Raw genomic sequence first — 12,493 nt, 5'->3', positions numbered from 1 at the left:
CTCATTTTGCCCCACCGAACAGGCGCTGCCACCAGCGCCGGCGGCTGCCGGTCGGCGGCATCGCTGCCTGCAGATCCACGGGCGGGACCCGCGAGAGTACCCAGCCGGGCAGTATCCTCAGCCCCGAGGACCCGCAACTGGCCCCCAAGTGGTTCGGGTCGAAGATCTTCACGAAGCTTGGGGCATCACGATCGTCGACATAGACGATGCCGCAGTAATCTTCGTCGTGGTCCTGCCGCAGCAAGTGATCGACCTCCTCCAGGAAGCGCCGGAAATCATCCGCCGGCACTGGCGCCTGGGGCACTGCATCGCCCACGGCATAGATATACCAGTGGTCGTCCGCCCGTTCGCGCAGCCGCGCCCACAAGGCTTCCAGGTCAGTCCAGTGCAGCACGCCGGTGCTGCCCGCCTGGAAGCGCTTGAGAAACTCGGGTTCGGCGGACGGGGCGGACATCGCGGTAACCGGTGGGGGGTGAACCGTCATCGTAGCCCGCCGCAGACTCGCTTGCATGGAACCCACGGCCTGCGCGAGCCTCTGATCAGCAAGTACCGCTCAACCTTCCCGGCAGCCGGACGATGCGTCAGCTCACCCACAACACCTCTCTCCACGCGGAACCGGAGCAGGTCTTCGACCTGTTGAGCCATGTGCCCAACTTTGTCGATCTGTGCGACAACGTCGAGCATATCGAGCCGCTGGGGGGCGCGCGCTACCGCTGGACCATCCGCGCGGCGGGGATGAAGCTGCACTTCGATGTGGAGGTCTGCGAGGCGGCGCGCCCGGAGTATTTTGCCTGGCGCTCGATCCGCGGTATCCAGAATCGGGGCAGCTACCGGCTGAGTCCGGGCGAACCCGGCCACACGCAGGTGGAGTTCGAGCTGCAATACCGCCTGGGCAGCCCGCTGCTGGAGGCCGCGGTGCGCCGTGCCGCGAACTCGCTGGTCGAACGCGTCTCCGGTCAGTTGATGACCCGTGTGCAACGCCGGCTCGATGCCGAGAACGGGCGCGCCTGACGCTTCAAGCGGCGCGGCCTATGGCGTGCGTACTGGCGTCTTGTGTCGCCACTCCCCGTATACCGAGGCCAGCACGCCAGCCGCCGCCAGAAACGCCGCGAACACATAGACCGAGGCGGGGCTGATGCCATCCCAGAGGTAGCCCGCGACCAGGCTTCCGCTGGCACCACCCATCCCGAATGCCAGGGAAGAGTACAGGGCCTGCCCGCGCCCTTGTAGGCGCCCGGGAAAGAAGTAATGGATCAGCGAGATGGCGGCCGCGTGATAAACGCCATAACTCGCCGCATGCAGGGCCTGGATAAACAGCAGCATGGGCAGCGAGTCAGGTATGGCGGCCAGAAGCCCCCAGCGCAGGGTGGTCAGCACCAGTGCCACCGACACCAGGAACCAGGCGCCGAAGCGCAGGATCAGCCTCGGCATCAGCAGGAACAGGACCACCTCCGCCGCGACCCCGAGCGCCCACAGCTGGCCGGCCACCGCGCGCGAGAACCCGGCCTCCTCCAGATACAGCGTGAAAAACGCGTAGTACGGGCCGTGGCTCGCCTGCATGAAAAAACAGGCCACAAACAGCGCGATCACCTCGGGCCGCTTGAGTACTGCCACCAGCGCCGGGACGTTGTTGTCCTGCTCCCGGTCGCGCACCGGCTCGCGCACCCAGAGGGTCGTCAGCCAAAGGGCCGCGAAAATCCCGAGCACGATCCAGGGCAGCCAGGCGATGTCGATATGGTCAAAGGCCCAGCCCAGCAGCGCGACCGCCACGATAAACCCGACCGACCCCCACAACCGGACCAGCGCGTAGCGATGGGCATCGCGACCCAGCGTACGCATGGTGGTCGCCTCGAACTGCGGGAGGATCGCATTCCAGAAAAAACTGAAGGCGGCCATTACCACGGCCAGCCACCAGTAGCCGGTGTACAGCAGCACCCCGGCAAAGGCGACCACACCGCCAAAGGCCCCCCAGCGGGTGATCGGCATGTGCGCGCCGGCGCGATCCGCGAGCCAGCCCCAGACGTTGGGTGCAATGATCTTGGTGGCGAGCACGATCGCCATCAACTCGCCGATCTGCGATCCGCTAAAGCCGGCCTCGGACAGATACGGGCCCCAGAACGGCATGAACGCGCCGAGGCTCGCGAAATAGAAGAAGTAGACCGTGGACAGGCGTGCGCTGGGGATCACCGGAGCGGACCCCCGGCGATGCGGGCACGACGGAGCGCGCCCATATCAGTCGTGCGGCAGGTCGCGCAGTTCCGGCAGACCGGTGTCACCGACGTCGGCGTTTTGTCCGCGATGGCGCAGGGCATGGTCCATCAGCACGAGTGCCATCATCGCCTCCGCGATCGGGGTCGCGCGGATGCCTACGCAGGGGTCATGGCGACCCTTGGTGACCACCTCCACCGGTTCGCCGGCGGTGTTGATGCTGCGTCCGGGCAGACGGATGCTCGAGGTCGGCTTGAGCGCGATGCTCGCACGCACGGCCTGGCCGGTGCTGATCCCGCCCAGCACGCCGCCGGCGTGGTTCGACAGGAAGCCGTCGGGGGTGATTTCGTCACGGTGCTCGGTACCACGCTGGGTCACCGACTCGAAGCCGGCCCCGATCTCCACACCCTTGACCGCATTGATGCTCATCAGCGCATGCGCCAGTTCCGCATCCAGGCGATCGAACACCGGCTCGCCCCAGCCTGCCGGCACACCGACAGCCTCGACGGTCACCCGCGCGCCAATCGAATCGCCGGACTTGCGCAGGGCATCCATGTATTCCTCCAGCTCTGCGACCTTGTCCGGGTCGGGGCAGAAGAACGGATTGTCGTTGACGATCTCCGGCTGCTTCGCCTCCAGCTCGATCGGGCCCAGCTGTGACAGCCAGCCACGGATCTCGATCCCGTAGCGCTGCTGGAGGTAGCGCCGGGCGATGCCACCCGCCGCGACACGCAGCGCGGTCTCGCGCGCGGAGCTGCGCCCGCCGCCGCGGTAATCGCGCGAGCCGTATTTGCGGTGATAGGTGTAGTCCGCATGCCCCGGGCGGAAGCGATCCATGATCTCGCTGTAGTCCTTGGAGCGCTGATCGACGTTCTCGATCAGCAGGCCGATCGGGGTGCCGGTCGTTCGGCCCTCGAACACCCCGGACAGAATGCGCACCTGGTCCGGCTCGCGGCGCTGGGTGGTGTGGCGCGACTGTCCCGGCCGGCGGCGATCCAGATCAAACTGCAGGTCCGCCTCGCAAAGCTCCAGACCAGGCGGACAGCCGTCCACCACCGCGCCCAGGGCCGGCCCGTGACTCTCACCAAAGGTACTGACGACGAACAGTCGCCCAAAGCTGTTTCCCGACATGCGCGATAGTGTATCCGCGCCGCGCGGTGCTGTCGCCTGTCGCGAGCCCGACCGAGCAGCAAAACCAAGATGTTTCTGCCATGATCGGCAGCGCAGCACCCATAACAAAAGACAGGAGATGGATATGTCGCGTTCGATCAAGCGTCTGGCCGCCGGTACCGCCGCCGCGGCCTGTCTGGGACTGGCCAGCGTGGCCCAGGCCGACGTGTTCAACCAGCGCATGATGAGCATGGAACTGGCCAACGACATCGCCGAGGCCGCGGTGCTGGCCTGCCGCGAGAAGGGACACCAGACCAGCGCCGTGGTCGTTGACCGCGCCGGGAACGATCGCTCCGTAATGCGCGACAATCTGGCGGCCGTGCAGACTATCCAGATTGCCGGCGACAAGGCCCGCGCCACAGTCATGTCCGGCACCAGTTCCGGCAGCTTCCGCGACAACCGCGAAGAAATCCGCATGGAGATGAACCACGTGGACGGCATCATCATGCTGGCCGGCGGGCTGCCGATCGAGGTGGCCGGCAGCATGATCGGCGCGGTGGGCGTGTCCGGTGCTCCCGGTGGTGATCTGGATGAAGAATGTGCCCAGGCCGCGCTAGACTCGGTCCAGGAACGACTCGACTTCGCGATGTAATGCCATTGCAACCCCAGGGATCGGGGCGCGCGGCCAAGGATGGCCGCCCACCCGCGTCCGGAGCTTGAATGGAAGACCCTCTCGCCAATCAGAAGACGGTTCCCGCGCCCGGCGTACGCCGGATCCGCCCGCAGGAGGCGCATCAGCGGCTGCAGGAGCGCCCGCGCGACCTGCTGATCGACATCCGCTCCACGATGGAATTCCTGTTCGTCGGGCACCCGCAGGGCGCCATCCATATCCCGTGGATCGACGAACCGGACTGGACCGTGAATCCTCACTTCGTGCCCCAGGTACGTAAGCTGCTGCTGGGCGGGGCCGAGGATCACAGCGAGGATGCCCCCGCGCTCTACCTGATCTGCCGCAGCGGCAAGCGCACGCTGGCCGCTGGCCAGGCCCTGGTCGATGCCGGCATCGAGAACGTGTACTCGGTGGAAGAAGGTTTTGAAGGACCGCTGGACGAACACCACCAGCGTTCCACCCGCGGCGGCTGGCGCTACCACGGGCTGCCCTGGGAACAGTGCTGAGCGAGTCAGCGCCTGACGCAACTGAACTCGCTAGCGGTGATACTCGCCGGCGCGCTCCGGCTGGTACTCGACGGCCTCGATGCGCACATGCATCTTCCCGCCACCCGGGCGCGGCCATTCGATCTCGTCCCCCTCGGACAGCCCCAGCAGCGCACTGCCCACCGGCGCCAGAATCGACAACGTGCCGCCGCTCTCGTCCACGTCACGCGGATAGACCAGCGTCAGCGAGAACTCCTCGCCGGACTCGATCACCCGGAAACGGACCCTGGAATTCATCGTGACCACCGAACCCGGGATCTCGCGCGAATCGACGACATCCGCGCGGTCCAGCTCGGCCTCCAGGTCGGCCTTGCCGGGAAAGCTGTCGTCCGGCAGCGATTCCAGCAGCTTGTCCAGGCGCTCCATGTCCGTGTTGGAGACGACGATCTTCGGATTACTCACCTTTACACACTCCAATAAAGCAGAACGCGCCCCCACCGGAGGCGCGCTGAATAAAACGGGGACAAATCCCAAATCGGAGAATCAGACCCGAGAGTAGCCAAGCCCCGGCCAAAAAGCCATATCAGCCGCGACTGGCATTCCTGCGATCAAGTCTGCGTGTCACGCCACGCCGAGTAGCCACCACGCAGGACCCGGGCATCCATTCCCATCGCGCGCAGACTGTCCGCCACCAGCTGGGACCGGCCACGGCCCCCGCAAAACACCACGACGGGCTGCTGGGGGTCCTGCATGTGGGATTCGATGCTGGCCTCCAGCTTGGGCCGGGGGATATTCACCGCGCCTTCAATACTGCCTTCGGCCGCCTCCTCCTGCTGGCGCACATCCACTAGCAGAAAGGACCGCCCAGTTTGGCGCCAGTCGACCAGTTCCGCGGGGTCCAGATGCGGCAGCTCTTCTTCCAGTTCGGCGATGCGTTTGTCGAAAAGACTCACTGTCAGCGGCTCCGTTGAAGGCCCATGTGCAGCATTCTACCGCCTCGGCAGAAGCAGGACCCTCACAGGGACGGGCGCAGCAGGAGCGGCGCGATGCGCAGCGTAAACAGCGCAAGCCCGACAAACGCGGCCACCGCACCGACGGCGGTCAGCATCGGCACTCCCAGCAGCCAGCCGAAGCCCATGCCCAGCACCGAGACATGCACGAGCACCTGCGGCGTCCAGGCCCACAGCCAGCCACCCGCAATCGGGTGCCCGGTAAAGCGCGGCAGCATGTGCTCGCCCAGCCCCATGATCAGCAGCAGCAGGAATCCGAGCGTAAAGCCATGCAGCGCGGCCGGGCGCGCGGCGCCATCCAGGAAGAAGCCGCCCAGCGGCAAGGCGGCACCCGCGATCAGCAGCCAGATCATGGCGCCCAGTACCGAGGCACGGCTGGAGGCCGAAAGCCCCAGCCCGACATGACGTGCAGTCTTCTGCGTGCGCTCCGGCGCCTCGGCGACCAGCGCGGTCGCGGCCGTGCGGTCCAGCAGCCCGATGTGCTTGAGTTCGCCGTCCACGACCACGGCCGGGATGGAACGTATGCGCAACCGGGTCGCCAGTTGACGCCCCTCCGGCTGCCCCATGTCGACGACTGCGAAATCGATCTGTTTCTTCTGGGCCACCTCGCGCCAGATGCGCTCGGCATCGTGACAGGAGGCACACCATTCGGACACCAGCAGTTCCACCTTCATGAGTCCGTCTCCTCAGTCCGCGCAGCGCATGCAGTGGATGTCGTAGCGGTCGATCCACTGCTTGAGCCCATCGACGGCTTCGGGCCCTGTATGCAGCCGCTCCAGCGCCTTTTGCGGGTCGTCCGGGCGCATCACCACCACCCAGGCATCGGTATAGGGGGCCACATTCACCAGCCCGGGGTCGGCCTCCACGGCCGGGTTGATGCGCTCAATGGTGCCGTCGAAGGGCGTGGGGATGCCCCCCGCCCACTTGCCGGACTCCAGCCGCGCGACCGGCTTGCCCGCGGCCCGATGCGAACCGGGCTTGCGAAAGCGGAAGTACTGTACGCGGCCCGCCATGGTCTGGGCGGGATCGGTGATCCCCAGGGTGAAGGTCCCGTCGTCCTCCGGGCGGACCCAGACATAGTCGAGGTCGTAGAACAGGTCGTCCGGCAACTCGCAGCCGTTGTATTCGGTATGGCTCATCACGCCCCCTTCGGGCCGTAGTGGCGCACGGTGAGTGCGATATTCAGCGCGAACAGGATCATCGCCCCCCAGGCCATCGCCCCGCCGACCGCAACAGTCGGGTTATGGAACATCATCCAGCCGGCGATCATCACCCAGAGACCGAGATTGGCCAGCACGAACTGCGCATGCCCCAGCCGTTCCGAGAACAGCGAACGCCCGGAGAAGCGCGGTAGTACGTGGAGCCCTACGCCGTAGATCATCATGGTGACAAAGCCGAGCAGCATCAGGTGACCATGGATGCGTGGCACATTGCCGGGGATCAGCCCCGGATGGGCCAGCCAGACGATGCCGATGAGTCCACCCAGCAGCGCATAGGCCAGCGCGGCCAGGATGAACATCCGGTTGCGTGGATGCATGTCGCGTTTGCTCCCTTTTTTGTTTGTTCTGCAGCGAGGCTAGACTACGATAAGATACATCGTAAATGCATTGATCGAGATCAACACGGACGCTTGCGCATTCAGTGACAGTACGCCCCACATGTGCGCTGAGCACACGCCGATTGCCCCGCCATCCGAGCCTATTGATGAAACTGCACCTCCAAGAACCCGCGCCCGGCTTCCACCGCCCGATCGAGCTCCTGCGGGCCTGTCATCGGCGGATCACGAACTGCCTCGACACAATGGAGCGGCTGTCGGGACACATCGAGCAGCACGGGGCCGACGCGGAGGCCCAATCCGCGGCTCGCCGTGTGTTGGCCTATTTCGAGCAGGCCGCCCCGCAACATCACGCCGACGAGGACCAGGATCTGTTCCCGATCCTGCAGGCGTACCGCGACCACCCCGAGGCCCATCCACAACTGGGTGAGTGGATGGATCGCCTGAGCGCGGAGCACCCCCAGCTAGAGGCTGGCTGGGACGCCCTGGAGCCTGCGCTGCAAAACATTGCGGCCGGGCACGCAGATCCGCTGGAAGGCGCGACTGACTGGATCCAGCGCTACCGGGCCCACCTCGAGCTGGAGGAACAAGCCGTACTGCCGCTGGCTGAACACCTGCTCAACGCCGAGGAACGCGCCCGTATCGGACGCTCCATGGCGCACCGGCGCGGCATCCCGGATGCGTACACGGAACCCGCCGATGAGTGACTTCCTGCTGGACCTGCGGGGGCTGGCCGACCACGCGCACACCCGCGCCTACTACACGCTGCGCGAACTGCAACCGGGTCAGGTCTTCGACGTCTGGCTGGATCAGGAGCCACAGCTGCTGATGGATGCGGTCAGCCTGCAGTTGCGCCACGCCATCCACTGGCAGGTGCAGGAGAACGGCCCGCCCCTCTGGAAGCTGCGCGTCCAGCGGCGCGAGGACGTCGCGCCCGTGGACCTTGTCGATCTGCTGCAGCGCGACCACCTGCGCGTCGACCGGCTGTTCGCCAGCGCCCTGCACAAGGTCAATGCCGGCGATCTCGAGGGTGCAGCACCCGACTTCCAGGCCTACGTGGGAGGCCTGCGCCGGCACGTTCATGTGGAGAACGAACTGATCGTCCCGACACTGGAAATTTCGCGCGGGGCCGGCAGCCAGGACCCGGTCACGATCATGCTGCGCGAACATGACGAGATCCTGGAACAAACCGCGCTGCTGGAACACGAGTTCCAGGAAGGCGTCGAGGAGGCCTGGATGGTAGCCCCCTTCTTCGCCCTGATCTCCGGGGCCCTCGCCAAGCACGAAAGTCGCGAGGAGCAAAACGTCTTCCCGAACTGGGGACGCCGCCTGCGCCACGAACCCGACCTGGCGGCCGAACTCCTGGAGAAGGCCCGTCAGCACCTGGGGGATGACGCCATGACGCCCAATCGATAGGGGTCGGCAATACGCAAGGACTGTGTCACGATAGCTCATCGACACGGCCCGAAACGACGTGACACCACTCCACCCCGCTACCGGCTTCCCCCGCCTTTTCCAATGGCTTCGCGAGTGCCGCCGGCTCGCCGCATCGCCCGCCAGTGTTCTGGCAATGGGCCTCCTGCTCCTTTGCGGCGCCAGCGTTCAGGCCGACGAACCGACACAACCGCTGATCGTCTCCCAGGACCATGCCTGGCCACCCTTCGCCTTCGCGGACAACGGCGGCGAGCCACGGGGTTTGCTGGTCGATCTGTGGCAGGAACTCGCAAACGAGCTCGACCGCCCGGTGGAGTTCCGGCTGGTCGACTGGCCGCGCACCCTGGATCTTGTCCGCGACGGCGAGGCCAATGTCCACGGCGGGCTCATCCGGTCTCCCGAACGCGAAGAAACACTGGCCTTCAGCGACGTGCTGTTCCCCCTGCGCACCTTCGCCTTTGTGCGCACCGGCGCGCCCGTGGCCCGACTGGACGAACTCGCGCACAAGCCGGCGGGCGTGGTGTCGGGCAGCTTCGAACTCGAGTTCATGCGGCGCGAACGACCCGAACACCCGCTGCAGGTCTTCGACAACAACGAGCAAATGGTGCGCGCCGCGGTGGAAGGCACGATCGATGTCTTCGTGGGCGACTACCCGGTCGCGATGTATCTGCTGGACCGTCATGGCGAGCCGGGCATGTTTCACCCCCTGGAGCTGCTCTACGAGCAGCCCCTGCGCGCAGCGGTGACTCACGGTAACGAGGAACTGCTGGACGAAATCAACACGGCCATCGCCCAGCTGGATGACGAACTGCTGCGCCAGATCACGCAGCGCTGGATCCACTCGGATACGGTCGAGGTGATCCCCACCTGGCTGCTCCCAACCGTCATTGGCCTGGGCCTGCTGGCGGTGTTGCTGTATGCCGCATTACTGCTTCGCCAGCGGCGCGCGCTCGAGACACGCGTTCGCCAGCGCACTGCCGAACTCGAGGACGAGCGCGAGCTGTTCCGTACCCTGACCGAACACGCCGCGGCCGGGGTATTCATCCTCCAGGACGACCATTTCCAGACCGTCAATCCGGCCCTTTCCCGTATCCTTCAGCGCCCCGAACACTGGCTGCTGAACCAGCCCTTCTACGAGATCATCCACCCGGAACAGCGCGAGGCCGTGACCCAGCGGGCCCGCGACCGGATCGCGGGCAAAAAGGTGCCGGATCACTACGAGATGAAGGTCATCACCGGCGAGGGCGAGACCCGCTGGGTCGACCTGACCGCCGGCCGCGTGGAGCTGCAAAGCGGCCCGGCCAGCATTGGCACGATATACGACATCACCGAACGGCGACTGCTGGAGGATCAGCTGCGCACCAGCGAGGCCCAGTACCGCCAGCTGGTCGAGAACATCGGCGACATCATCTACACCCTCACGCCGGCCGGCGTCATCACCTATGTCTCGCCGCAATGGACACGAGTGCTCGGTTATACCGCCGAAGAGGCGACCGGAACCCCCATCACCGACTACGTCCATCGGGACGACCGCGAGGAATTCGGCCGCTTCCTCCAGCGCACCATCCGCTCCGAGAAAAACGAGCAGGAAATCGAGTACCGCATCCGGCATCAAGAAGGGGAATGGCGCTGGCACGTCTCGAGCGGCGCCCCGATCCGCAGCGCGACGGGCGAGATCACGGGCTATGTGGGTGTAGCCCGAGACATTACCGATCGCCGCCGCATGCACGACGAGCTTCAGTATCAGGCGCGTTTCAATGCGATGCTGGCACACCTGTCCTCGGACTTTGTAACCGCCAGCGCCGACTTGATGGACGAGCGCCTGGATGCCGCGCTGGCCGATATCGGGCGCTTTTTCGCGGGCGACCGCTGTTACCTGTTCGAGTTGTCGGCGGATGGCGAGAATATGGACAACACCCACGAATGGTGTGCCCCCGGCGTGTTCTCCGTAATGGATCAGCTGCGGGATGTAGACCTCAAGGAACTGCCCTGGTGGCGTGCACGCATGCTGGAGATGCTCGAACAGCGCACACCCGTGGTCATCCCCTCTGTGGACGACCTCCCGAAGGAGGCGGCCACCGAGCGCGGGCTGTTCCGGCAACAAGGGGTCAAGACCCTGATCTGCGTACCCATTCTGACTGGGCAGCAGGTCACCGGCTTCGTCGGGATGGACATGCTGCGCCCACGCACCTGGCGCAAGGATCAGGATGAACTGCTGCTGGTGCTCGGCAACCTGATCTCGGAGGCACTGCAGCGCAACCACCTGGAGATCCAGCTACGCGATCTGGGGATCACCGACCCGTTGACCGGCCTGTACAACCGCCGCTACCTGATGGAGCGCCTGCGCGAACAGATCGAGGCCTGGCGCCGCCACGGCGAACACTTTGCCCTGGCGATCCTGGATCTGGACCATTTCAAGGCCCTCAATGACACCCATGGGCACCTGGCCGGCGACGAGGTGCTGCGCAACTTCGGCGATCTGCTGCGGCGCCAGCATCGGGTCTTCGACATTGTCGCTCGATTTGGCGGCGAGGAATTCATCGTGGTGCTCAGCCATGTCGATCATGAGGCCGCCATCACCGCGATCGAGCGCCTGCTGCAGGCCACCCGCGAACTCGACACACGGTTCGAGGGCGAATCGCTGGCCTTCACGGTCAGCGCCGGCCTGGCCTGGTCCGACGAGTGTGACCCGGAGCACCTCACGCCCGAAGCCCTGATCGATCGGGCCGATGACCGTCTGTATCGCGCGAAGGCCCAGGGGCGCGACCGGCTTGTGGCCGGGGACACATAGCCCATCCGGGCAGCGCTGAAAGCGTCAGCCTCTCCCGGCGCCCCGTGGGCCCGACAGCCGGCTGAGCGCCCACAACCCGAGCGCGGGCCCGGGCAACAACAGCCACACCACCCACAGCCCCAGGTCATCCCACAGCCAGGCGGTCACCAGGATCGAAGGCAGGGTGAGCGCAAAGCCGATGGCATTCATCACGCTCAGGGCCGAGCCCACCGCATCCTGTGGCGCACTCTCCGCGGCCAGCGCGGAGAACTGGGGCGAATCCGCGATCACCGTCAGCCCCCAGAGGGCCAACAGACCCAGAAGCAGCCACGGCGCCAGCCCCGCCAGCAACGGATACAACAGGCACACCAGCCCGGATGTGGCGAGCGCCACCCGCGCGACACGCAGGCTCCCCAGTCGGCGGCTCAGCCGGCCACCCCAGACACAGCCCACCGCGCCCAGCCCAATCACCGCGAAGGCCAGCCAGGGCACCAGCCCCGCCGGGGCATCCAGACGGGTCAGCTCATGCGCCACCAGCAGAGGGACCAGGGTCCAGAAGGCATACAGCTCCCAGCAATGGCCGAAGTAACCGCCGGCCACCGCACGAAAATCACGCCCGCCCAATGCACGAAAGCCCTTGCCCAGCCCCGGTGTGCGCCCCGGCGGCGGCAGATGCGGGCCGTCACCCAGGCGCGCGATCATCCAGGCGGCCGCCACCGCCAGCACGGAGGCCAGCATCATCGGCACCGGCCAGACCAGATCGAGGGTCACGCCCCGCAGGAGATGAGGAAGCGCCGTTCCCAGCGTGAGCATCCCGAGCAGCCAGGACAGGGCCCAGCCCTTGTGCTGCGGCGTCCAGCTGATCACCAGCTTCATCCCCAGCGGATACACCCCGGCCAGACACAGCCCGACGACAAAGCGCACCACCAGCGCCATCTCCCAGACGCCGGCCAGCAGGATAAACCCGGCATTGACCAGCGCCCCCAATAGCGCGGACACCATGAACAGGCGACTGGCACGCACCCGGTCGGCCAGGCCGGTCGCGGCCGCCACCAGGGTGCCGGTGATAAACCCCAGCTGCGTCGCCATCGTCAGCCAGCCGATCTCGGTCGCCGTCCAGCCCAGTTCCTGCTGCAGGGACAGCCCGACCCCGTTCACGCTGAACCACAGCGAGGTCGCAAAGAGCTGAGCGATCACGATCACCGCCAGGGGATGGCGGTGCAGCAGCCCCGCGAAGCGGCCTGCCTGCAC

General features: G+C 66.1%; 15 protein-coding genes. 6 read left to right on the top strand and 9 right to left on the bottom strand.

From position 1 onward, the window contains the following. Position 1 precedes the first annotated feature (1 nt). Positions 2–454 (bottom strand): hypothetical protein, encoded by a 453-nt coding sequence (locus F468_RS0107195; protein WP_018174108.1) that lies wholly within the window; start codon positions 452–454, stop codon positions 2–4. A gap of 122 nt (positions 455–576) precedes the next feature. Between F468_RS0107195 and F468_RS0107190 the strand changes: the two genes are divergently transcribed. Continuing rightward, complete coding sequence (locus F468_RS0107190; protein WP_018137756.1) at positions 577–1,011, top strand: SRPBCC family protein; 435 nt, start codon at positions 577–579, stop codon at positions 1,009–1,011. Positions 1,012–1,029: 18 nt separating this feature from the next. On the opposite strand, the gene F468_RS0107185 is transcribed toward F468_RS0107190, so the two are convergent. Both F468_RS0107185 and aroC read right to left on the bottom strand, forming a co-directional pair. Next, a complete protein-coding gene (locus F468_RS0107185) occupies positions 1,030–2,187 on the bottom strand; it encodes an MFS transporter (RefSeq protein ID WP_018994846.1) in 1,158 nt (385 codons plus the stop codon). Between the two features lie 45 nt (positions 2,188–2,232). Continuing rightward, on the bottom strand, positions 2,233–3,339 hold the full coding sequence (aroC, locus tag F468_RS0107180) for a chorismate synthase (RefSeq protein WP_018137754.1): 1,107 nt from the start codon (positions 3,337–3,339) through the stop codon (positions 2,233–2,235). A gap of 124 nt (positions 3,340–3,463) precedes the next feature. On the opposite strand from aroC, the gene F468_RS0107175 reads away from it, so the two are divergent. Then, positions 3,464–3,970: a heme-binding protein gene (locus F468_RS0107175; protein WP_018137753.1), complete on the top strand. Its 507-nt coding sequence runs from the start codon at positions 3,464–3,466 to the stop codon at positions 3,968–3,970. A gap of 68 nt (positions 3,971–4,038) precedes the next feature. Further along, a complete protein-coding gene (locus tag F468_RS0107170; protein WP_018137752.1) occupies positions 4,039–4,494 on the top strand; it encodes a rhodanese-like domain-containing protein in 456 nt (151 codons plus the stop codon). A gap of 30 nt (positions 4,495–4,524) precedes the next feature. Here the strand turns inward: F468_RS0107170 and rnk are convergent, their stop codons facing one another. The 5 genes from rnk to F468_RS0107145 form a co-directional block, all read right to left on the bottom strand. Beyond that, positions 4,525–4,935 (bottom strand): nucleoside diphosphate kinase regulator, encoded by a 411-nt coding sequence (gene rnk, locus F468_RS0107165; RefSeq protein ID WP_018137751.1) that lies wholly within the window; start codon positions 4,933–4,935, stop codon positions 4,525–4,527. A gap of 146 nt (positions 4,936–5,081) precedes the next feature. After that, positions 5,082–5,426 carry a rhodanese-like domain-containing protein gene (locus tag F468_RS0107160; protein WP_018993989.1) on the bottom strand — a complete coding sequence of 115 codons (345 nt, stop codon included), beginning with the start codon at positions 5,424–5,426 and terminating at the stop codon, positions 5,082–5,084. Positions 5,427–5,488: 62 nt separating this feature from the next. After that, on the bottom strand, positions 5,489–6,157 hold the full coding sequence (locus F468_RS0107155; protein ID WP_018994845.1) for a thioredoxin family protein: 669 nt from the start codon (positions 6,155–6,157) through the stop codon (positions 5,489–5,491). A gap of 12 nt (positions 6,158–6,169) precedes the next feature. Next, positions 6,170–6,622 (bottom strand): glycine cleavage system protein H, encoded by a 453-nt coding sequence (locus F468_RS0107150; RefSeq protein WP_012983113.1) that lies wholly within the window; start codon positions 6,620–6,622, stop codon positions 6,170–6,172. Beyond that, positions 6,622–7,020, bottom strand: a complete 399-nt coding sequence (locus tag F468_RS0107145) for a hypothetical protein (RefSeq protein WP_018137748.1) — start codon at positions 7,018–7,020, stop codon at positions 6,622–6,624. Before F468_RS0107145 ends, F468_RS0107150 begins: the two co-directional genes overlap by 1 nt. A 167-nt stretch (positions 7,021–7,187) precedes the next feature. Here F468_RS0107145 and F468_RS0107140 point away from each other — a divergent pair, with 167 nt between their 5' ends. The 3 genes from F468_RS0107140 to F468_RS0107130 all read left to right on the top strand — a co-directional run bounded on the left by F468_RS0107140 (position 7,188) and on the right by F468_RS0107130 (position 11,263). Then, on the top strand, positions 7,188–7,745 hold the full coding sequence (locus F468_RS0107140; RefSeq protein ID WP_018137747.1) for a hemerythrin domain-containing protein: 558 nt from the start codon (positions 7,188–7,190) through the stop codon (positions 7,743–7,745). Then, positions 7,738–8,454, top strand: a complete 717-nt coding sequence (locus F468_RS0107135; protein ID WP_018994844.1) for a hemerythrin domain-containing protein — start codon at positions 7,738–7,740, stop codon at positions 8,452–8,454. Before F468_RS0107140 ends, F468_RS0107135 begins: the two co-directional genes overlap by 8 nt. 154 nt (positions 8,455–8,608) lie before the next feature. Next, positions 8,609–11,263, top strand: a complete 2,655-nt coding sequence (locus F468_RS0107130; protein ID WP_018994843.1) for a diguanylate cyclase — start codon at positions 8,609–8,611, stop codon at positions 11,261–11,263. A gap of 24 nt (positions 11,264–11,287) precedes the next feature. Here F468_RS0107130 and F468_RS0107125 read toward each other — a convergent pair whose 3' ends face one another. After that, positions 11,288–12,493: an MFS transporter gene (locus F468_RS0107125; RefSeq protein ID WP_018174114.1), complete on the bottom strand. Its 1,206-nt coding sequence runs from the start codon at positions 12,491–12,493 to the stop codon at positions 11,288–11,290.

The sequence above is a fragment of the Thioalkalivibrio sp. ALJ2 genome (assembly GCF_000378325.1).
Classification (GTDB): Bacteria; Pseudomonadota; Gammaproteobacteria; order Ectothiorhodospirales; family Ectothiorhodospiraceae; genus Thioalkalivibrio.
This window is presented reverse-complemented; position numbering and strand designations above follow the sequence as displayed.